16 protein-coding genes and 1 pseudogene are annotated in these 20,139 nt (G+C 73.3%); 5 read left to right on the plus strand and 12 right to left on the minus strand.

Annotated features, from left to right (window positions below):
* Positions 1-188 precede the first annotated feature (188 nt).
* From ACEZDE_RS28435 to ACEZDE_RS28450, 4 genes are all read left to right on the plus strand, one after another.
* A complete protein-coding gene (locus ACEZDE_RS28435; protein ID WP_380541962.1) occupies positions 189-1,124 on the plus strand; it encodes a pentapeptide repeat-containing protein in 936 nt (311 codons plus the stop codon).
* 118 nt (positions 1,125-1,242) lie between these two features.
* Complete coding sequence (locus ACEZDE_RS28440) at positions 1,243-2,271, plus strand: LacI family DNA-binding transcriptional regulator (protein WP_380541965.1); 1,029 nt, start codon at positions 1,243-1,245, stop codon at positions 2,269-2,271.
* Positions 2,272-2,418: 147 nt separating this feature from the next.
* A complete protein-coding gene (locus ACEZDE_RS28445) occupies positions 2,419-5,277 on the plus strand; it encodes a cellulose binding domain-containing protein (protein ID WP_380541968.1) in 2,859 nt (952 codons plus the stop codon).
* A 68-nt stretch (positions 5,278-5,345) separates the two neighbouring features.
* Positions 5,346-6,026 (plus strand): class I SAM-dependent methyltransferase family protein, encoded by a 681-nt coding sequence (locus tag ACEZDE_RS28450; RefSeq protein WP_380541970.1) that lies wholly within the window; start codon positions 5,346-5,348, stop codon positions 6,024-6,026.
* Between the two features lie 15 nt (positions 6,027-6,041).
* Here ACEZDE_RS28450 and ACEZDE_RS28455 read toward each other — a convergent pair whose 3' ends face one another.
* From ACEZDE_RS28455 to ACEZDE_RS28465, 3 genes are all read right to left on the minus strand, one after another.
* Positions 6,042-7,835, minus strand: coding sequence for an ABC transporter ATP-binding protein (locus ACEZDE_RS28455; RefSeq protein WP_380541973.1), 1,794 nt, complete (start codon positions 7,833-7,835; stop codon positions 6,042-6,044).
* Positions 7,836-7,985: 150 nt separating this feature from the next.
* On the minus strand, positions 7,986-8,975 hold the full coding sequence (locus tag ACEZDE_RS28460) for a zinc-binding dehydrogenase (protein ID WP_380541976.1): 990 nt from the start codon (positions 8,973-8,975) through the stop codon (positions 7,986-7,988).
* Between the two features lie 89 nt (positions 8,976-9,064).
* Positions 9,065-10,453, minus strand: a complete 1,389-nt coding sequence (locus tag ACEZDE_RS28465; protein ID WP_380541979.1) for an FAD-dependent oxidoreductase — start codon at positions 10,451-10,453, stop codon at positions 9,065-9,067.
* 218 nt (positions 10,454-10,671) lie between these two features.
* On the opposite strand from ACEZDE_RS28465, the gene ACEZDE_RS28470 reads away from it, so the two are divergent.
* The gene (locus ACEZDE_RS28470; RefSeq protein ID WP_380541982.1) at positions 10,672-11,691 is read left to right on the plus strand and encodes a LacI family DNA-binding transcriptional regulator; all 1,020 of its coding nucleotides are present in this window, start codon (positions 10,672-10,674) and stop codon (positions 11,689-11,691) included.
* A gap of 49 nt (positions 11,692-11,740) precedes the next feature.
* Here ACEZDE_RS28470 and ACEZDE_RS28475 read toward each other — a convergent pair whose 3' ends face one another.
* The 9 genes and pseudogenes from ACEZDE_RS28475 to ACEZDE_RS28515 all read right to left on the minus strand — a co-directional run bounded on the left by ACEZDE_RS28475 (position 11,741) and on the right by ACEZDE_RS28515 (position 20,126).
* Positions 11,741-13,036: a hypothetical protein gene (locus ACEZDE_RS28475; RefSeq protein WP_380541985.1), complete on the minus strand. Its 1,296-nt coding sequence runs from the start codon at positions 13,034-13,036 to the stop codon at positions 11,741-11,743.
* Between the two features lie 233 nt (positions 13,037-13,269).
* Entirely contained in the window at positions 13,270-13,689 is a 420-nt protein-coding gene (locus ACEZDE_RS28480; protein WP_380541988.1) for a peptidase inhibitor family I36 protein, read from the minus strand.
* A 285-nt stretch (positions 13,690-13,974) separates the two neighbouring features.
* Positions 13,975-14,181, minus strand: a pseudogene (locus ACEZDE_RS28485) (NF041680 family putative transposase); the annotation flags it as partial.
* Positions 14,182-14,199: 18 nt separating this feature from the next.
* The gene (locus tag ACEZDE_RS28490) at positions 14,200-15,669 is read right to left on the minus strand and encodes a dihydrolipoyl dehydrogenase family protein (protein WP_380541991.1); all 1,470 of its coding nucleotides are present in this window, start codon (positions 15,667-15,669) and stop codon (positions 14,200-14,202) included.
* A gap of 160 nt (positions 15,670-15,829) precedes the next feature.
* Positions 15,830-16,834 (minus strand): LLM class flavin-dependent oxidoreductase, encoded by a 1,005-nt coding sequence (locus ACEZDE_RS28495; RefSeq protein WP_380541994.1) that lies wholly within the window; start codon positions 16,832-16,834, stop codon positions 15,830-15,832.
* A gap of 47 nt (positions 16,835-16,881) precedes the next feature.
* A complete protein-coding gene (locus ACEZDE_RS28500; protein ID WP_380541997.1) occupies positions 16,882-17,640 on the minus strand; it encodes an N-acyl homoserine lactonase family protein in 759 nt (252 codons plus the stop codon).
* Positions 17,641-17,679: 39 nt separating this feature from the next.
* A complete protein-coding gene (locus tag ACEZDE_RS28505; RefSeq protein WP_380542000.1) occupies positions 17,680-18,519 on the minus strand; it encodes an EI24 domain-containing protein in 840 nt (279 codons plus the stop codon).
* 61 nt (positions 18,520-18,580) lie between these two features.
* Positions 18,581-19,648: a protein kinase family protein gene (locus ACEZDE_RS28510; protein WP_380542003.1), complete on the minus strand. Its 1,068-nt coding sequence runs from the start codon at positions 19,646-19,648 to the stop codon at positions 18,581-18,583.
* Between the two features lie 82 nt (positions 19,649-19,730).
* Positions 19,731-20,126: a GNAT family N-acetyltransferase gene (locus ACEZDE_RS28515; RefSeq protein WP_380542006.1), complete on the minus strand. Its 396-nt coding sequence runs from the start codon at positions 20,124-20,126 to the stop codon at positions 19,731-19,733.
* Between the last annotated feature and the right edge of the window lie 13 nt (positions 20,127-20,139).

The raw sequence follows: 20,139 nt of genomic DNA on the forward strand, positions 1-20,139 counted from the left end.
CCCGAGCACCGAACCTCGGTCCCGCGAACGCCCCGCGAACACCCCAATCACCCCTCGGCGAAGGCTCGGTAGGGTACGGAAAGCCCCGCGGCCACCGTCCCGCCCCCCACTGCCGGCGCCACAAGGCACCACTACTGACCGCCACCACTGCCCTTCCTAACCCGCCCTGAACCGGAAAGTCCCGCGCCGTGCCCGAGAACCACCCCGCTGGCCCCATCGACCCCGCCGCACCGACGCTCGAACCCGCGCCCGCGCCGACACCCGCGTCCGCACAGACGCCCGCGCCAGCGGACGAGCTCCGTGCCGACTGCGCGAACTGCTTCGCGCTCTGCTGTGTCGTCCCCGCCTTCGCGGCCTCGGTGGACTTCGCCGTCGACAAGGCGGCCGGGCGGCCCTGCGCCAACCTGCGGCGGGACGACTTCGCTTGCGGGATTCACGCCGACCTGCGGGAACGGGGATTCCGAGGCTGCACCGTCTACGACTGCTTCGGCGCGGGCCAGAAGGTCTCCCAGGTCACCTTTGGCGGCCGGGACTGGCGGCAGCACCCGGGGACGGCCCGGCAGATGTTCGAGGTCTTCCCGATCATGCGCGACCTGCAGGAACTGCTCCGCTACCTGACCGAGGCGCACTCCCTCCCGACCGCCCGCGGTCTCCGCCCGGCCCTCGCCGCGGCGCTGGAGCGGACCCGTGCGCTCACCCTGCGTCGCCCCGACGACCTGCGCCGCACCGACCTGCCCGGGTTCCGCGCCGAGGTCAACGCCCTGCTGCTGCGGGCGAGCGAGCTGGCCAGGGCCGAGACCTCCGGTCGGCGGCGGAGGGACCACCGCGGCGCCGACCTGATCGGCGCGAAGCTGCGCGGAGCGGACCTGCGCGGGGCCAACCTGCGCGGCGCGTACCTGATCGGCGCCGATCTGCGGGGGGCCGATCTGCGCAACGCCGATGTCATCGGCGTTGACTTCCGTGACGCGGACCTCGGCGGCGCCGACCTGACCGGTGCGCTGTTCCTGGTCCAGGCCCAACTGGACGCGGCGGTCGGCGACGGCGCGACCGTGCTGCCGCCCACGCTGACCCGGCCCGCCCACTGGCCCGGCGCCGACACCGCGGTCAGCCCCGGCCGCGGCTGATCGGTGAAGCGCTTCGACAGCGTCAGCAGCCCTGTCGTGCACGCGTCTTGACAGTGCGTCGGCCGCTGCCGGAGTCTCCAGTACGGAGCGAAGGGACGTGCCGATGGAGCCCATGGTCATGGCCACGGAGACGGTCAGACCCACCCTCGCCGAGGTAGCCAGGAAGGCCGGTGTCTCCACCGCCACCGCCTCCCGCGTGCTCAACCGCTCGGCGAAGGTCAGCGAGGCCGCCCTCGCGCGGGTCGAGTCCGCGGTGAGCGAGCTCGGCTACGTGCGGCACCGGGCGCACCGCGCCGCGCCCGGCGGGCCGGGTCAGGGCGCCGGGGCGGTGGCGGTGGTGGTGTTCGAGGACATGGCGCACTACCAGTCCGACCTGTTCTACTCGCGGCTGCTGGTCGGCGTCGAGCGGTCGCTGCAGACCGCCGACCGGGAGTTCGTGGTGCTCACCGCCTCCCGCCGGTCGCGGCGGCCGACGCTGGTCCGCTACCTCTGCGGCGGCCATGTCGACGGGATCGTGCTGGTCGGCCCCTGGGGCGGGGACGCGCTGCCGCGGCTGATCCGGGCCGCCGGGGTGCCGATGGTCTCGGTCGGACGGCTCTCGGGGGCGGGCGACCTGCCCTGCGTGGACGCCGACAACCACGGCGGCGCGGTGCTCGCGGTGCGGCACCTGCTGCGGGCCGGCCGCCGCGCGGTCGGGACCATCGCCGGGCCGCCGGACATGGCGGTCGGCGCGGACCGGCTGGCGGGCTACCGCAGCGCGATCCGCGAGGCCGGCTCGCCGGTCAGGGAGACCGTCGCCTACGGGGACTTCACCGTCGCCTCCGGCGAGCACGCGCTGCTCCGGCTGCTCGACCTGCGCCCGGACCTGGACGCGGTGTTCGCCGCGTCCGACCTGATGGCGGCCGGTGCGCTGCGCGCGCTGCGGCGGCTCGGCCGGTCGGTCCCGGCGGACGTGGCGGTGGTCGGCTTCGACGACGACGTGGTGGCCCAGCGCACCCGTCCGCAGCTCAGCACGGTGCGGCAGCCGGTGGAGGAGATGGGTGCGCGGGCGGTGGCGGAGCTGCTGGGGTACGCGCCGTCCGGCGGCTCGGCCGGGCGGGAGCGGGTGGTGATGGCGACCCAGCTGGTGCTGCGCGAGTCGGGGTGAACCGGATGTAGGTTTCACACCCTTCGGTCCGTCGGTGCCGCTCGGACCAGCGAAGCGCTTCCGCGCCGCAGGCAAGGGTGTTGACGCCTCATCAGCAGCCTGGCTGCATGGCTCCGCACGCGCCCCCACCCGCTGAGGAGTCCACCCATGCTCCGTCCACGTCCGCGCCGCGGCTCCGCCCGACCGCGCCCACCCGTCGCCCGGCTTCGCCCCCGCCCCCGTCCGCTGCTGTCCGCGCTGGCGGCGGTCGCCGCCGCGGTCGCCGCGTTCGGGCTGGTCCCGGCGGCGGGCCCGGCCGCTGCCGCGACCGGCGCCGTCCCAGCGGCGGCGTCGGCCGCCACCCAGCCGTACAGCTGGAACAACGTGCAGATCGGCGGGGGCGGCTTCGTCCCCGGCATCATCTTCAACCAGGGCAAGTCCGGCCTGGTGTACGCGCGGACGGACGTCGGCGGCGCCTACCGGCAGGATCCGGCCACCAAGAAGTGGATCCCGCTGCTGGACTCGGTCGGCTGGGCCGACTGGAACCTCACCGGCGTGGCCAGCCTCGCCACCGACGCGGTCGACCCCAACCGGGTCTACGTCGCGGCGGGCAGCTATACCAACAGCTGGGACCCGAACAACGGCGCCATCCTCCGCTCCACCGACCAGGGCGCGACCTGGCAGCGCACCGTGCTCCCGTTCAAGGTCGGCGGCAACATGCCCGGCCGCGGGATGGGCGAGCGGCTCGCCATCGACCCCAACAACGACAAGGTGCTCTACTTCGGCGCGGAGAGCGGCAACGGCCTCTGGCGCAGCACCGACTACGGCGTGACCTGGGCCAAGGTCACCGCCTTCCCGGACGCCGGGAACTACGCGCCCGACCCGACCGACACCACCGGCTACCAGAGCGACAACGAGGGCGTGCTCTGGGAGGTCTTCGACAAGGGCAGCGGCACCGTCAACGGCGTGACCAGGACGGTGTTCGTGGGCGTCGCCGACAAGGCCCACAGCATCTACCGCTCCGACGACGGCGGCAGCACCTGGACCGCGGTGGCCGGCCAGCCCACCGGCTTCGTCCCGCACCAGGCGGTGCTGGACGGGACCGGCGGCAACCTCTTCATCGCCTACAGCGACACCGGCGGCCCGTACGACGGCGCGCACGGCGACCTGTGGAAGTACGCCACCTCGACCGGGGTGTGGACCGACACCAGCCCGGTCCCGTCCACTGACACCAGCAATGACTACTTCGGCTACAGCGGCCTGACCGTGGACCGGGAGCACCCGGGGACGCTGATGGTCACCGCCTACAGCTCCTGGTGGCCGGACACCCAGATCTGGCGCAGCACCGACAGCGGCGCGACCTGGAAGCCGTTCTGGTCCTACAGCAGCTACCCGACCAGGGCCGACCAGTACACCCTGGACATCTCCTCGGTGCCCTGGCTCACCATGGGGGCCAACCCCTCGCCGCCGGAGGAGACGCCCAAGCTCGGCTGGATGACCGAGGCGCTGCAGATCGACCCGTTCGACTCCAACCGGATGATGTTCGGCACCGGGGCCACCCTGTTCGGCAGTTCGGACCTGACCGACTTCGACGCGGGCAAGAAGATCACCATCACCCCGGTGGTGCAGGGCCTGGAGGAGACCGCCGTCAACGGCCTGATCAGCCCGCCGACCGGCGCTCCGCTGCTCAGCGCGCTGGGCGACCTGGGCGGCTTCCGGCACACGGACGTCACCGCGGTCCCGGCCAAGATCTTCACCTCGCCGACCTTCACCACCTCCACCGCCATCGACTACGCGGAGACCAGCCCCAACGTCATTGTCAGGGTCGGTGACACCGCCTCCGGCTCGACCGACAAGCACATCGGCTACTCCACCGACGACGGCGCCGACTGGTTCGCCGCCTCCTCCGAGCCCGGCGGCGTCACCGGCGGCGGCACGGTCGCGCTGGCCTCCGACGGCAGCGCGACGGTGTGGAGCCCGGCGGGCGCGGGGGTCTACCACTCCACCGGCTACGGCAACTCCTGGGCCGCGTCGACCGGCATCCCGGCCGGTGCGACGGTCTCCTCCGACCGCACCGACCCGAAGACCTTCTACGGCTTCTCCGGCGGGACCTTCTACCGCAGCACCGACGCCGGGGCCACCTTCGCCGCGACCGCTGCGACGGGCCTTCCGGCGACCGGCCCGGTGCAGTTCAAGGCGCTGACCGGGGTCAAGGGCGACATCTGGCTGGCCGGCGGCGCGACCGGAACCGGCACCGCGTACGGGCTGTGGCACTCGACCGACGGCGGCAGCAGCTTCACCCGGCTGGCGGGCGTGGACCAGGCCGACACCATCGGCTTCGGCAAGGCCGCGCCCGGCGCGACCTACCCGGCCCTCTACACCAGCGCGCAGATCGGCGGGGTCCGCGGCATCTTCCGCTCGGACGACGCGGGCGCGAGCTGGATCCGCATCAACGACGACCAGCACCAGTGGGGTTGGACCGGTGCGGCGATCACCGGCGACCCGCGGATCTACGGCCGGGTGTATGTGAGCAGCAACGGCCGCGGCATCCTCTACGGCGACGTGGCCGGCACCGCGACCGGCACCCCGACGCCGACCCCGACACCCACCGCGACCACTACCCCGACGCCCACGCCCACCCCGACCCCCACCGCCACGGCCTCGCCGACGTCCACGCCCACCGCCACCCCGACCCCCGGGGCCTGCGAGGTCGACTACACCGTCAGCAGCCAGTGGCCCGGCGGCTTCGGCGCCAGTGTCACCGTCGTCAACCACGGTGCCGGCGCCGTCAACGGATGGACCGTCAGCTGGTCCTTCCCCAGCGGTCAGCAGATCACCCAGCTCTGGAACGGCACCGAGACCCAGACCGGAGCCGTGGTCAGCGTGACCGGCCTCTCCTACAACGCCGTCCTCGCGGCCAACGGCGGTTCCGCCGCCTTCGGCTTCAACGGCAGCTGGACCACCGCCGACAACCCGCCCACGACCGCCACCCTCAACGGCGCGCCCTGCACCGTGCACACCGGCTGACCAGCGCAGGCGTCAACCGACCCGGGGGGCACGGCCGTTCACCGGCCGTGCCCCCTAGGCTCGGGGTCATGGACTGGCAGAGCTGGCACGACGCCTACGACCGACCCGACTCCGTCCTCGCCGCCCGCCTGGTCGCGGTGAAGGGGCTGATCCGCCAGGCGCTGGACGGGGCTCCGCCCGGCCCGCTGCGGGTGGTGAGCCTCTGCGCCGGGCAGGGGCGCGACCTGATCGAGGCGCTCGCGGACCACCCGCGCCGTGCCGACGTCCGGGCCAGGCTGGTGGAGCTGGACCCGCGCAACACCGCCCGCGCCGAGGCCGACGCCGCGGCGGCCGGGCTCGGCGGACAGGTCGAGGTGGTGACCGGGGACGCGGCGCTGACCGACCACTACCGCGGCATGGTCCCGGCCGACCTGGTGATCGCCTGCGGGATCTTCGGCAATGTCAGCGACGTTGACATCGAACGGACCATCGACAGCTGCGCCGAGCTCTGCGCCACCGGCGGCACGGTGGTCTGGACCCGGCACCGCGGCGGCGAGGCCGACCGGGCCGCGCTGATCTGCGACTGGTTCGAGCAGCGCGGTTACCAGCGGGTCTGGGTGTCCGACCCGGCGGTCCACCAGGGGATCGGGGCACACCGGTTCACCGGCACGCCCCGACCGCTCCGGCCGGGTCGGTCGATGTTCGCCTTCATCGGCTACGACGTCCTCAACGAGGGCTGCGACCTGGACCAGGAGCCCGCGGGGCCCTGATGGCCGCCCGCCCGCTCAGGCGATCTGCGCCGCCTGGAGCCCGGCGTACACGCCGCCGTTGCGCAGCAGCCGGTCGTGCGGGCCGACCTCGGCGATCCGGCCCTCGTCCATGACCACGATCCGGTCGGCGCCCTTGATGGTGGACAGCCGGTGCGCGACCACGAACACCGTACGGCCCTGGACCAGTCGGGCCAGCGCCTGCTGGACCAGGGCCTCGGAGCGGGAGTCGAGCGACGAGGTCGCCTCGTCCAGGATCAGTACCCGGGGGTCGCGGATCAGCGCGCGGGCGATGGCCAGCCGCTGCTTCTGCCCGCCGGACAGCCGTGCGCCGCGCTCGCCGACGACGGTGTCCAGCCCCTCCGGGAGGCGGTCGATGAACTCCAGCGCGTTGGCGTCCCGCAGGGCGGTCCTGACCCGCTCCTCGGGGACGTCGGTCATGCCGTAGCCGACGTTCTCCCGGATGCTGCCCTCGAACAGGATCGACTCCTGCGGCACCACCGAGAGGAAGGTGCGGTAGCTGCGCAGGTCCAGCGCCTCCATGTCCCGGCCGTCCAGCAGGATCCGGCCCTCGGTGGGCCGGAGGAAGCCGATGACCAGGTTGAGCATGGTGGACTTGCCCGCGCCCGAGCCGCCGACCAGCGCGATCGTCTCACCGGCCCGGACGTCCAGGTCGAAGCCGGTCACCGAGGGGCGGTCGCCGCCCGGGTAGCTGAAGCCGACCTGCTGGAACTGGATCCGGCCGCGGACCTCGGCGACCTCGGCCTTGCCCGCGTTCTCCTCCAGGTCGGGCGCCTCCAGCAGCTCACCGGCCGAGCGGACCGAGGCAAGGCCCTTGCCGATCAGCGGAGTCAGCATCATCAGGCTGGTGACGGAGCTGGTCAGCGCGGTGAAGTAGGCGCTGAGCATCACGACTTGACCAGCCGTCACCTGGAACCAGCCGTAGTACGCGACCAGTGCCGAGCCGACCAGGCAGCCGACCCCGATGGTGTTCAGCAGGATCCAGGCCAGCGCCCCGAACAGCCCGTTCAGCAGGTCGAGCCGCAGCCCGGCGCTGAGCACCGAGCCGAGCGTCCGGTCCACCCGCTTCAGCGCGGTGCGCTCCAGCGCGTGCGCCCGGGTGATCGGGATCAGCGTCGTCATCTCGATGACCCGGGACGACAGTTGCTCCACCTCGCGGCGGAAGGTCTCGTTGTTGCTGCGGAGCCGCTTGCGCAGCCGCACCACCAGTGCCGCCGACGCGGGCACCAGCACCAGGAACACCGGCAGGAACAGGGGTGTCTCCACCCCGATCACCACCAGGCCGCCGAGCAGCGTCGCCACCGCGGCCAGGCCGTTGTCGGCGGTCTGCTGCGCGGCGGTCTCGATGCTCTCCACGTCCCGGATCACCTTGGCCTGCAGCACCCCGGCGCTGACCCGGGAGTGGTAGCCGATCGACAGCTGCTGCATCCGGTGGCACAGCGCCGAACGCAGCCGGGTGCCGGTGCGGCGGATGCTGCCGTGCATCCAGCGGACGTAGAGCAGGTGCATCGGCAGGTTGAGCGAGAGGACCACCAGCAGCACGCCGGCGTTCCACCACAGTGCGGAGACGTCGCTGTGCCGCACCACGACGTCGATGATGTTGGCGGTGATCAGCGGGAGCAGCCACACCGGGGTGTGCTTGCCCAAGTAGGCGGCGACGGCCTGGGCGACCCGGCGCCGGTCCGGTTCGAAGAGGTAGACGAGGGTGCGGAGCGGGTGCTCGCCGCGGTAGCGGTGACTGAGCGGTCCGTTGTGGTGCGGGCTGGTGGCGGAGGCCGAGGCCGATGCCATGAGGCAGGAGCTCCTGGGTAGGGAGGGCGAGGGTAGGACGCGCACCATCCTGGCAGCAGCGGATCAGCCCCAGGAAGGCCCGCCGCCCGCCGTCTCACCCCCTGGTCCACCCGGCTCGGGTCACCGGCCGGATCCACGGCGCCGTTCCGGTCACGGCACCAGCACCGTCTTGCCGACCGTCGCCCGCGCGCTGATCGCGCGGTGCGCGTCCGCCGCGTCCGCGAGCCTGAAGCTCTGCCCGACCAGCGGCTTCAGTCGCCCCTCCGCCGCCGCGGCCAGCGCTTCGCGGATCTGCCGCAGCTGCTGCTCCGGGCCGCGCGGCCCGGTCGGCGGCCCGAAGTAGGCGGGGGTGACGATGCCGCGCTCGGCCACCACCGCCGGGTCGAGCGCCGTCGTCGCACCGCTGGAGAAGCCGAAGACGACGAACCGTCCGCCCCGTGCCAGCAGCTCGAACGCCTGGCTGCCGACCTCGCCGCCGACGGCGTCCAGCACCACCGTCACCCCTTCCGGCGCGAGGGCCCGCACCTGGTCCGGCCAGTCCCGGTCGGTGTAGTCGACGGCCGCGTCCGCACCCAACTCCCTTACCAGTGCCAGCTTCTCCGCACCACGGGCCAGCCCGATCACCCGCTCGGCCCCGGCCGCCCCGGCGAGCTGGACGACCTGCGCGCCGACCGCCCCGGCGGCGGACTCGATCAGCACGGTGTCGCCCTTGCCGATCCCCGCCGTCTCGACCAGCCCGACCGCCGTTCGCCCGGTGCCGAGCAGCGCCACCGCGTCGGTGCTGCTCAGCCCGTCCGGCAGCGGGTGCGCCGCTGCGGCGGCCACGACCGCCAGCTCGGCGTAGCCGCCCTGGGCGGCGGTCTGCCCGGCCACCCGCCGGCCGAGCAGCGCCGGGTCCGCGCCCGCGCCGACCGCGCGGACCACCCCGGCCACCTCACGCCCCGGCGTCCACGGCAGCCCGGCCGGGGCGACCGGCGAGACCCCCTGCAACCGCCCCGCCCTGACCTGCGTCTCGACGAACTGGATCCCGACTGCCTCGACGCCGACCAGCAACTCGCCGTCCCCCGGCACCGGATCGGGCACCACCTCAAGGCGCAACTGCTCCGGCCCGCCGAACTCCCGCACAACGATGGCCCGCACCGGCACACCCCTCTCTTCCGACCCGCGTTCCCCCTGCTGCGTCTTCCGACCCTAGGCCGGCCCCCTGAGCCGGGCCTCGGACCAGGGGACTACGCCCGCTGGGACTTTGGTGCCGGGCCCTCGCGGTTGGAGACCAGTTTGCGGGCGGCGACCTGGACCGGGTCCCAGACCGGGGAGAACGGTGGGGCGTAGCCGAGGTCCAGGGAGACGACCTGATCCACCGTCATCCCCGCGGTGAGCGCCACCGCGCCGATGTCGACCCGCTTGGCCGCGCCCTCGCGGCCGACGATCTGCAGGCCGAGCAGCCGTCCGGTCCGCTGCTCGGCCAGCATCTTGACGGTCATCGGCGCTGCGCCCGGGTAGTACCCGGCCCGGCTGGTGGACTCGATCACGGCGGTGTCGAAGCCGATCCCCGCCTCGGCCGCGTCGCGTTCGCGCAGCCCGGTGCGGGCGATCTCCAGCGCGCAGACCTTGCTCACCGCCGTGCCCACCACGCCGGGGAAGACGGCCCTGCCGCCGCCGATGTTGGTCCCGATCACCAAGCCGTGCTTGTTGGCGTGGGTGCCCAGCGCGATGTGCCGGCGGACGCCGGAGACCAGGTCGAGCACCTCCACGCAGTCGCCGCCGGCCCAGATCCCGTCGGCGCCCTCGACCCGCATCGACGGATCGGTCAGCAGCCCGCCGGAGCCGCCCAGCGGCAGCCCGGCCGCCCGCGCCAGCGCCGTCCTGGGCCGCACCCCGAGGCCGAGCAGCACCACGTCGGCCGGGAACTCGCCCGCCGAGGTCCGCACAGCCCGGGGGCGGCCCGCGGCGTCGAGCAGCACCTCCTCCGCCTCGGCCCCGGGGACGACGGTGATGCTCATGCCCTCCATCGCCACCCGCACCAGTCGGCCCATGTCCGGGTCGAGGGTCGCCATCGGCTCCGCCGACCGGTGCACCATGGTCACCGCCAGACCGCGCTGCACCATGGCCTCGGCCATCTCCACACCGATGTAGCCGCCGCCGACCACCACCGCCCGGTGCACGTCCCGCTCCAGCGTGGCCAGCAGCGCCGCCCCGTCGTCCAGGGTCTGCACGCCGTGCACGCCCGGGGCGTCGAAGCCGGGCAGCGGCGGGCGCAGCGGCTCCGCGCCGGTGGCGACGACCAGTTGGTCGAAGCCGGTCCAGGCCTCGGTCCCGTCGTCCAGGCTGCGGGTCCGCACCCGGCGGCGGTCCGGGTCGATCTCGGTCACCCGGGTCCGCAGCCGCACGTCGATGCCGTGCTCCCGGTGCTCGGCCGGGGTCCGGGCGATCAGCGCGTCGCGGTCGGCGACCTGGCCGCCGACCCAGTAGGGGATGCCGCAGGCCGAGTAGGAGGTGAAGTCGCCCTGCTCGAACGCGGTGATCCGCAGCTCGTCCCGGCCTCGCCTGCGCCGGGCCTGCGAGGCGGCCGACATTCCGGCGGCGTCCCCGCCGACGACCACCAGATGCTCCGTCATGTCCGTCCGTTCCCGTCCGTTCCCTGCTCCCGGCAACCGCCCCCGGCCAACACTCCGGGCCCGCCCGGCCCGTCCCGGGCTGCTCCGGGCCGTCCCCGGCTGCTCCGGGCCGTCCCCGGACCCTGCCGACCCTATCCGCCGGGGCGCCGACCGGCGGGCTGCGGCGCAGGTCCGGGGTTCGGGGCGGCACGGGCCGGGTGCGGCCTTATGCTCCCTGCATGAGCACCCGCTACGGATCCAGGCCGACCATGAAGGACGTCGCGGCCACCGCCGGCGTCGGGCTGAAGACCGTCTCCCGGGTCGTGAACGGGGAGGCGGGCGTCACGCCCGACATGGCGGCGCGGGTCCAGGCGGCCATCGCCGAGCTGGGGTTCCGCCGCAACGACAGCGCGCGGCTGCTCCGCAAGGGCCGCACCGCGAGTGTCGGGCTGCTGCTCGAGGACATCGCCGACCCGTTCTCCGGGCAGCTCAGCCGCGCGGTGGAGGAGGTCGCCCGGATGCACGGGTCGCTGCTGTTCACCGGCTCCAGCGGCGAGGACGCCCGGCACGAGCAGGAGTTGGCGCTGGCGTTCTGCGCCCGCCGGGTGGACGGCCTGGTGGTGGTCCCGGCCGGGGGCGACCACCGCTACCTGCTGCCGGAGCTGGCCGCCGGGATCGCCGCGGTGTTCGTGGACCGCCCGGCGCAGCTGATCGACGCCGACGCCGCGCTGACCGACAACGTCGGCGGCGCGCGCGAGGGCGTGGCGCACCTGATCCGGCACGGGCACCGGCGGATCGCCTTCCTCGGCGACCTGCCGCAGATCCACACCGCGGCGGAGCGGCTGCGCGGCTACCGCGAGGCGATGGCGGAGGCGGGCCTGCCGGTGGACGAGGCCTGGATCGCCATGGCGCCCACCGACCCGGCGAGCGTCGCCGCCTCGGTGGACCGGGTGACCGGCGGCGCCGCGCCGGTCACCGCCGTGCTCAGCGGCAACAACCGGATCACCCTGGGCGTGCTGCGGCGGCTGCCCGCCCTGTCGCCGCGGCCCGCCCTGGTTGGCTTCGACGACCTGGAACTGGCCGACCTGCTCACCCCGGGGCTGACTGTGGTCGCCCAGGACCCGGCCGCCCTCGGCCGCGCCGCCGCCGACCTCCTCTTCCGCCGCCTGGCGGGCGACGACGCCCCGCCGCGCCGGATCGTCCTCCCGGCCCGCCTGATCCCCCGCGGCTCCGGCGAGGCGGGCCCCGACGGGCGCTGACCCGTCCCGGCCGGCACGGCCGATCACCGGCCACGCCGGCCGACGGGGGTCAGGAGGCGAAGACGTCGGCCAGGGCGCTGAAGGTGTCGGTGGTGAAGGTGGGGCTGTAGTGGTACACGGTACCGTGGACGACTCCGTCGGCGGAGTGGGTCAGGGTCCATCCCGCTCCGGTCTCGAAGCCGGGGTCGGGCACGCTGCACCCGGTCAGCCGCAGGTTGTCGAAGTCCACGTGGGTACGGTAGTTGGACACCCCGGCGTTCTCGAACAACTGCAGGGCCAGGGTGGCGGACCCACCGCTGAGGTACGGGGTGAGGTCGAGCGGGCTCGAGCTGTACCAGTCCGTTCCCTCGGAGGCGACGTCCGAGTTCCACACCAGGGTGCCGTTCACATAGGCGCGCTTCTGGTGGTAGCCGGAGGGCGCGGTGGTGTCACGGTCGTCCCTGCGGGACAGGGCCAGCGTGCAGGAGGTGGAACCGGGGTCCAGGGTGACCTTGGCGGCTGCCTGGGCGAAGTCGCCCGCCGTGGTGCCGACCTTCGGGCCGATGGTGAAGTCCAGTACGCCGTTGCCCCAAGAGGACAAGGCCGCTGAGCGGTAGGCGGGGACGCCGGGCGTGGCCAGGGCCTGCTTCCAGACGATGACCCCGGCGATGGTGCCGGCCTTGACGTCGGCCCAGGCCTGGGCGGTGACGGTGCGCACATAGCCGGTGTCGGGGGGAAGCTCCGCGGTGCTGGTGGCCGCGTCGCTGCCCAGGGTGTCGCCGTAGACCATGACGATCAGCCGCATGCCGTAGGGGTTCAGCAGGGCGGTGTCCGCGGCGACCTCGCTCTGCAGGGTGTCGGTGGTGACGGTGTCGGCCTGTGCGCCGTCGCGGTAGGGCATGATCACCCCGTCCGCGTGCCCGGCGTAGGTCGCGATCTTCGCCGCGGTCATGCTGGGCTGATAGAACTGCAGAAAGAACTGCAGGTCAGGAGCGCTCGCACGGATGGTGGCGACATAGCTGGGCGTGAACAGGGCCGTATTCGCGCCACTGTCCATGTCATCGATGGTCCAGGCGACCAGATTCGGGTGGACACCATGCAGGGCGTTGAGATCCGCCCCCCACTGCGGGTAGTCGGCCGCATCCGGCGCGTAGGTGTCGCAGGTCGACCCGCCGGTGCTGTGCGGGCACTCGGTCGGCGGCAACAGGTACGCGAAGACCTGTATCCCCGAGGTCTGAGCGGCACTGAGGAACCCGGGCAGATCGACCCAGTCGTTCGGCTGCTCCACGAGGTAGTCATAGGTGTTCGCGTGCAGAGCGACGAGGCGGGCCACGGTTGCCGCGTCATCGATGTGACCGCCCGTCATGATCGGCCTCTCGGCCGTCCCCTTGAGCCCGGAAAGCGTTAGGGGAGCGGCGTGCGCCGACGCGACAGGGGACATGGCCAACCCGAAGAGGAGCGCGAGTACGACGTATATGTGTTTCATGGCAGCGTTCTATCAGAGAAAACCTGGCGGGACCGACCAACGGCAGGGCGCCTTCGCAGAGAATGCCCCCCGAAGACGCCCTGCGCAGCGCCGCAGATGCGCGACGGGTGCTACTAAAGGCCGGGGTAGTTTGCCGGGTTGGCGCTTCCCTCGCAAATGACAACATTGAGGTAGTAGCCCCCGCCGGTGGCGTTGATATCGGAGCTGAAGCCGCCAGAAACGAGCGTCCGCGCCTTTTCAAAGCCGCCGCCGGGCAGGTCGGTGTAGATGTAGGCGTCAACCGACAGGTTGTTGACGTACGACATGGTAAGGAAGTCGTGGCCGACAACGGTGTAAGTCCTGAAGCAGCTGTTCGTGCTGGAAGCCGTGATCTTCTCTCCGAGGAAGTTCGTGCTGTTGTAGACGCAGAGATGGGCGGCGCCGCAGTTTCCGGTTCCCGCTGCGGCGGAGGCCGGCCCGGCGACGGCGAGGGCGCCACCGGCCGCGAGGGCGACGGTCGAAAGTGCTGCCAGGGAACGGTGCTTCCAGTTCATTTCTTTTCCTTTTCTCTGGACTAAGTGAATCGCGTGCGTTGAATCATGTCACCTGGTAAGAGAAATGTCTACGTCCAAGACGTTGCCACTTACCTGTGCGGATGATTTGGTGCAGTTTGGACTGGAATATACAGATGACCTCGATTGGTCGGCAGTAATAGACGGGTTTGCCCGGCATAAGAGCTTGTCTTATGCGGTGGGAGTGCGCAGCCGCGCAACCGGGCGCGCTGACCGGCGGGTGTGCGCGGCGGCATCTGCCTCCGTCGTTCGGGGTCTCGCCCGCGACCGCGCACGCACCGGGCGGCGCATGACCCGGCCCGAGCGCAGGCGGCCCAGCACTTCCACGGGCAGGTCGCGCAGGAGATGGGCCAGCCGCGGGGCGTCGTACCCGGCGGCGATCAGACGGTCCGCCAGTTCCCGGACCTGAACGGTGGTGACAGCAGCGACATCCGCTCCGGGCTCCAGGCGCTGGGCGTCCAGGACTGCAGTCCATCAATGACAAGCTCAGGGTCAGCCCCGGTAGGCCTCCAGCAGGCGCAGCCAGACCTCGCTGATCGTCGGGTAGGACGGGACCGCGTGCCACAGTCGTGCGATCGGCACCTCGCCGACCACCGCGACGGTCGCGGAGTGCAGCAGCTCCGCGACGCCCGCGCCGACGAAGGTCGCTCCGACCAGCACCTCGCGGTCCAGGTCGACCACGATCCGGGCGCGGCCGGTGTAGCCGTCCGCGTAGAGGCTCGCGCCCGCGACACCGCCGATCTCGTAGTCCACCGCCCGCACCCGCAGCCCGGCCCGCTCGGCCTGGGCCGCGGTCACCCCGACCGCGGCCACCTCAGGGTCGGTGAACACCACCTGCGGGACCGCGCCGACGTCCGCGCTGGCCGCGTGCGCGCCCCAGGGCGCGGTGTCCAGCGGACGGCCCGCCGCGACCGCGCCGATCGCGTCGCCGGTCAACCGGCCCTGGTACTTGCCCTGGTGGGTCAGCAGCGCCCGGTGGTTGACGTCGCCGACCGCCCAGAGCCAGCCGCCGTCCCCGGAGAGCGCGGTCACCCGGCAGTTGTCGTCCACCTCCAGCCAACTCCCGGGCTTCAGGCCGACGGTGTCCAGCCCGAGGTCGTCGGTGCGCGGCGCGCGCCCGACCGCGAAGAGGATCTCGTCCACCTCCAGCTCGTCCGACCCGTCGTCGCCGCCGTCCAGCCGCAGGGTCACCGGGCCGTCCGGGGCCGGGCGGCTCAGCGAGGAGACCGAGACCCCGGTCCGCACGTCCACGCCCGCCTCGGTGAGCCCGGCGGTGACCAGCTCCCCGGCGAACGGCTCGACGTTCGGCAGCAGGCCGGTCCCGCGCACCAGCAGGGTGACCTCCGCGCCCAGCGCGTTCCAGGCGGTGGCCATCTCCACCCCGACCACCCCGCCGCCGACCACGGCGAGCCGGTTCGGCACGGTGGCGGACGAGGTCGCCTCGCGGCTGGTCCACGGCCGCGCCTCGGCGATGCCGGGCAGATCCGGCAGCACGGCCCGGCTGCCGGTGGCCACGACCACGGCATGACGCACCGTCAGCAGCCTTACGGTGCCGTCTGCCTGGGTCACACTGACGCGCCGCGCACCGTCCAGCCGGCCGTGGCCGCGGACCAGGTCGGCGCCGATGCCCTGGACCCACTGGGCCTGGCCGTCGTCCTTCCAGTGCGAGGTGAACGCGTCCCGCCGGGCCAGCACCGATGCCGCGTCCAGCCGTCCGGTCAGCGCCTCGCGCGCGCCGGGGAGGCGTCGGGCCTCGGCCAGCGCGACGATCGGGCGCAGCAGCGCCTTGCTCGGCATGCAGGCCCAGTAGGAGCACTCGCCGCCGACGAGTTCGCTCTCCACCACGGCCACGGTGAGCCCCGCGGCGCGGGCCCGGTCGGCCGCGTTCTCGCCCACCGGGCCCGCACCGACGACGACCACGTCGTAGTCGGCGGTGCTGATCTCCTGCTGAGTGCTCGTCATGCTTCCCGTCCTTGGGCCCGTTCCTGAGGCAGTGCCTCGATCCTGCCCCAGTTCGACGCCCGGTGCGGGACTTCCCGACGCTGCGGGCCCGGCGCGTCACACCGACAACGTCATGTCGACGGCCGCGTCACGCCGAAAGCCGGTCCCGCCGAAAGCCGCGTCACGCCGACGGCGGCTCCCCGCCGAGCCGGGGCACCACCTGGTCGGCGAACAGCCGCAGGCTCTCCCAGCCCGCGTCGACCGGCAGCCCCCCGCACAGCGGGTGCAGCAGCAGTGTGCCGAGCGGCCCCTCGCTGCGGGCGACCTCCAGGCACTCGTCCGGGGTGAGGCAGGCGTAGATCCCCTCCGCGCGCAGCTCCTCGGCGGTGGCGGCGGTGCTGGCCATCGCCGAGGAGACGTCGGCGGTCTGCCAGCCGGCGTAGGTGCGGGCCTCGTGCAGGAAGCAGTCGCCGTACTCGGCCCAGGCCTTGTCCGGGTCCTCGGTGCAGTGGATCATCGCGGTCCGTTCCGGCGGCAGGGAGGCGAAGCCGCCCTCGAAACCGGCCTCGGCGGCCAGCGCGTCGTAGAGGTCGACCAGGTCCGGCAGGTAGGCGGCGGTGAAGAAGGGCAGCCGGAGCCGCACCGCCCGGCGCACCGCCACCCGGGAGGAGCCGCCGACCATCAGCCCGGGGTGCGGACGGGTCAGCGGCGGCGGGGTGATCCGCACCGTGCGGCCGTGGTGGTCGAAGGGCTCGCCGGTCCAGGCCTTGAGCAGGGTCTCCAGCACCTCGTCCTGGAGTCGGCCGCGCTGCGCCCAGTCCTTGCCGAGCGCGGTGTACTCCTCGGGGCGGTAGCCGAGCCCGGCGACCAGGGTCAGCCGTCCGCCGCTGAGGTGGTCCAGCACGGCGACGTCCTCGGCCAGCCGCAGCGGCTCGTAGAGGGGGGTGAGCAGGGCGCAGACGATCACCCCGATCCGCCGGGTCGCCCCGAACACCGCGGCGGCCGTGCTCAGCGGGGACGGGCTCCAGCCGTCGTCGGCGCCGTGGTGCTCCTCCAGGGTCACCAGGTCGAACCCGTGGGCGTCGGCGAAGGCCGCCATCTCGACGGTGGCCCGGTAGCGGGCGGAGACCTCGCGCCGGTCGAGCCCGGGGGTGACCTGGTTGAAGCGCAGGGTGGTGAGCGTCATCGGGTACCTGCTTCCGGTAGCTGACGATGCGTCAGATACCGCTATGCCTACCACCCCGCAGAAGGGACCTCAAGGGATGCGGGTTCCCAGGCCGAGTTGTCGTGGGCGAACAGCACCCGGCGCGGGTCGAATTCGGCGAGGCGGTCCAACCAGGGCCGGTAGTCGGGGAGCGGCGGCTCCGCTCCGTCGCTCGCGGCCTGCCGGGCCAGGACGTCCGCGGCGAACTGCGAGGCGAAGTCGTGGGCCTGGCCGGCCAGGACGATGCTGCCGTCGGAGCGGCGGACGACCAGCGACTGGTGGCCGTCGGTGTGGCCGGGGGTGGGGATGATCCAGACTCCCGGCAGGATCTCCGCCTCGCCGTCCAGTTCCCGGTAGGCGGCGCCGGTGAAGTCGACCAGGGCGTCCACGGTGTGGCCGCCGCCGCGCGCCGCGGCCAACTCCGCCCGCTGGACCAGGATCGGCGTGCCGGGGAGCAGCGGGTTGCCGCCGCAGTGGTCGAAGTGCAGATGGCAGTTGACCACCAGGTCGACGTCGTCCAGGCCGAGCCCGACCGCCGCGAGCGCGCCGCGCAGCGGGTGTCGGCGCGGACGGTAGTGCGCCTCGGTCTCCGGGTCGGCCTCGCCGATGCCGGTGTCGAAGAGGACGGTGCGCCCGTCCCGGCGCAGCACGTAGCCGAGCACCGCCTCGACGCGCGGCTGCGGCTCGCCCGCCTCCGCGGCGGGACGGACGAAGTAGCCGAGGTCGAGCCGGTGCAGCTGGTCGGTCGGAGGGGTGCGGGGGGTCAGCGGGGTCGGGGAGTGCGCCATGCCGTCATTGTTCCCCCGGTGCCGACGCCCGGGGGGCGGTTACGCCGTCGGCGTCGGCCCCGGTGCGGACGGCCCCGGCCCCGCTACGGGTGCGGACGGCGCGGGTGGCGGTGCCGCGGCCGGCGGTCCGGCCGGTGCCGGGTTGGCCGGGTCCAGGTCGCGGACCAGCAGGGTCGCCCCGGCCACCGCGCCCGGCATGGCGAAGACGGCGACCAGCGGAATCAGGAACAGCAGCACCAGCGGCACGCCGAAGCCCAGCGCCAGCGGCAGCCGTCCGCGCAACCGCCGGACCCGCTGACGGAACGTCAACCCCCGCCGCTGGAAGGCGACCGCGGTGAGCTGCTCGGTGAGGAAGAAGCCGGAGACGCAGGCCCCGACGACCGGCACCACGGTCTGCCCGACCACCGGGACGAAGCTGCAGCCGAACAGCAGCACGCCGATCCCGGCCACGATCAGCACCGACGCCAGGGCGTCCCGCAGACCCCAGAGCAGTTGCCGCCACCAGGACAGGCCCAGCGGCGCGGGGCCGCCGCCCTCGATGTCCTCGACCCGCTCCGACAGCGACTCGTAGAACGGCTCCCCGATCATCAGGGTGACCGCGGTGAAGGTCACCACCGCGAGCATCAGCCCGCCGCCGACCAGCAGCAGCGCGGTCAGGTCGCGGAGCGCGGTACGGGCCCCCGACGACCAGTGGTCGGCGAACGGGGTGATCCAGTCGGCCAGGTCCCCGGACCAGACCGCCAGCGCGACCAGCGCCGCGACGTACAGCACCAGCGAGACCAGTCCCGGCAGCAGCCCGAACCCCCACCAGCGGCCGTGCCGGACGGCCCAGCGCTGACCGCGCAGCAGATGACGGAAGCCCTGGAGGAGTTGGCGCATGCCAGCAGTGTGGCGCATGGCGCGCGGCGGGGATCAAGGGGGTGCGGCCGGCGTCCGCCCGTCAGCCCGATGTCAGCCCCGCGTCCGCGCAGGCGCGTTCGACCGCGGCGGACGGATACGGGGTGGACCGTGACTCCAGCCGCAGCCCGCGGTAGAAGCCGCCGACGGCGAGCGCGACCGGTGCCAGCCGCCGCGCGGTCGCCAGCAGCGGCTCCGGCAGTCCGCCGGGATTGCCGCCGTCGGCGTACGCGCGGACGACGGTGTCGGCGACGCCGATCTCCTCGACCGAGACGATCATGTTGAACAGTCGGGTGGCGGTGTAGGAGGCGTCATAGCTGCGGTGCCGCCGCAGGAACGCCGCCTCCGGCTCCGCGAGGTCGAAGCGGTCGCTCAGGGCGAGGCCGAAGTCGGCGAAGTAGAGCCGCTGACCGTCCGTCAGCACATTGTGGAAGTGCGCGTCGAAGTGCTGCAGCCCACGGGAGTTCATCAGCTCGGTGCCGGTCGCGAGTTCCCGTCGCACCATCGCGCAGGCCTGCTCGCCGGTCCGGCCGCCGTCGCTGACCCGCTCGTACAGCCAGTCGCCCAGCCGGTGCGGGATGTGCTCCAGGAAGAGCACCACGCTCGCGGTGGACTCGCGGAGCGCCCTGAGCCGGGCGCGCACGGCCGGTGACCCCTCCCAGAAGGCCACTCGGTCTTCGAGCTCCCGGTCCTCCTCGGGCGTCGGGGCCGTCGCCACCGCCGGGGCGTCCTGGTCGAGCACCCGCCAGTGGTAGGTCAGCGGAAAGCAGTCCGCCTCGCCGGAGAGCACCCAGTCGGTGGTCTGCTCGTGCACGGCCAGCTCGCGCCACGCGCCGAAGCCGGCCGAGCCCACTCCGTAGTGGTAGAAGGCGGGCAGGTCGAACAGGTTCGCCGTCGACCGGGTGTGCTCGGGCCGCCGCTCCAGGTCGGTCAGCGGCACCTTCTTGACGAACACCGGCACGCCGTCCAGCCGCAGCAGCGCCACCGTCCCGCCGATCCCCGTGCCGAGCGGCGCGGCGGTCTCCAGCAGCTCACGCAGCTGCTGGTCGCTGCGGCGGGCGAGCTGCGCGGAGACGGTGCGGTGGGCGGCCAGCCGCAGTGATCGTGACATGGACGGTGACGCTACCCGGCCGCGCCGGCCGCTGGGACACCGGCCAGGGGGACACCGGCCGGGGACGCCAGGCCACCCCGGGTCACCAGAGCGAGGAGTGGGTCTCCACATACGCGGCGGCGCGGGCGATGAGTTCCGGGGCGGCGGCGGGGGCCTGGTCCGGGTGGGTCTCGGCCCAGTGCTTGAGGTACGGGCAGAGCGGGACGACCGTACGGCCCTCCGCCGCCGCGGCGCGGTAGAAGGCGACGGCGAGCCGGCCGCCGATGCCCTGGCCCTCCTGCGCGGGCTGGACCACGGTGTGGACGCCGACCCGGGCGGCCGGGGCGTCGTCCTCGCCGTTCTCGGGCGCCAGCAGGAAGTAGTCGATCCGGCCCGCCTGCCTGCCGTCGATCAGCGCCTCCAGCAGGCTGCGGCCGTCGTCCTGGAACTGGATGCCGTTCTTGCCCGCCTTGTCCGCGCTTTCCACGTCGTCCGCCATGACCGCGCACTCC

It is taken from the genome of Streptacidiphilus cavernicola, from assembly GCF_042510955.1.
In the GTDB taxonomy this organism is placed as follows: domain Bacteria; phylum Actinomycetota; class Actinomycetes; order Streptomycetales; family Streptomycetaceae; genus Streptacidiphilus; species Streptacidiphilus cavernicola.

Coding starts and splice junctions, on each gene's coding strand:
- ACEZDE_RS28470 (WP_380541982.1), top strand. CDS start 10,672: ATGAGCACCCGCTACGGATCCAGGCCGACCATGAAGGACGTCGCGGCC.
- ACEZDE_RS28515 (WP_380542006.1), bottom strand. CDS start 20,126: ATGGCGGACGACGTGGAAAGCGCGGACAAGGCGGGCAAGAACGGCATC.
- ACEZDE_RS28500 (WP_380541997.1), bottom strand. CDS start 17,640: ATGGCGCACTCCCCGACCCCGCTGACCCCCCGCACCCCTCCGACCGAC.
- ACEZDE_RS28445 (WP_380541968.1), top strand. CDS start 2,419: ATGCTCCGTCCACGTCCGCGCCGCGGCTCCGCCCGACCGCGCCCACCC.
- ACEZDE_RS28475 (WP_380541985.1), bottom strand. CDS start 13,036: ATGACGGGCGGTCACATCGATGACGCGGCAACCGTGGCCCGCCTCGTC.
- ACEZDE_RS28510 (WP_380542003.1), bottom strand. CDS start 19,648: ATGTCACGATCACTGCGGCTGGCCGCCCACCGCACCGTCTCCGCGCAG.
- ACEZDE_RS28490 (WP_380541991.1), bottom strand. CDS start 15,669: ATGACGAGCACTCAGCAGGAGATCAGCACCGCCGACTACGACGTGGTC.
- ACEZDE_RS28495 (WP_380541994.1), bottom strand. CDS start 16,834: ATGACGCTCACCACCCTGCGCTTCAACCAGGTCACCCCCGGGCTCGAC.
- ACEZDE_RS28440 (WP_380541965.1), top strand. CDS start 1,243: ATGGCCACGGAGACGGTCAGACCCACCCTCGCCGAGGTAGCCAGGAAG.
- ACEZDE_RS28465 (WP_380541979.1), bottom strand. CDS start 10,453: ATGACGGAGCATCTGGTGGTCGTCGGCGGGGACGCCGCCGGAATGTCG.
- ACEZDE_RS28480 (WP_380541988.1), bottom strand. CDS start 13,689: ATGAACTGGAAGCACCGTTCCCTGGCAGCACTTTCGACCGTCGCCCTC.
- ACEZDE_RS28505 (WP_380542000.1), bottom strand. CDS start 18,519: ATGCGCCAACTCCTCCAGGGCTTCCGTCATCTGCTGCGCGGTCAGCGC.
- ACEZDE_RS28455 (WP_380541973.1), bottom strand. CDS start 7,835: ATGGCATCGGCCTCGGCCTCCGCCACCAGCCCGCACCACAACGGACCG.
- ACEZDE_RS28450 (WP_380541970.1), top strand. CDS start 5,346: ATGGACTGGCAGAGCTGGCACGACGCCTACGACCGACCCGACTCCGTC.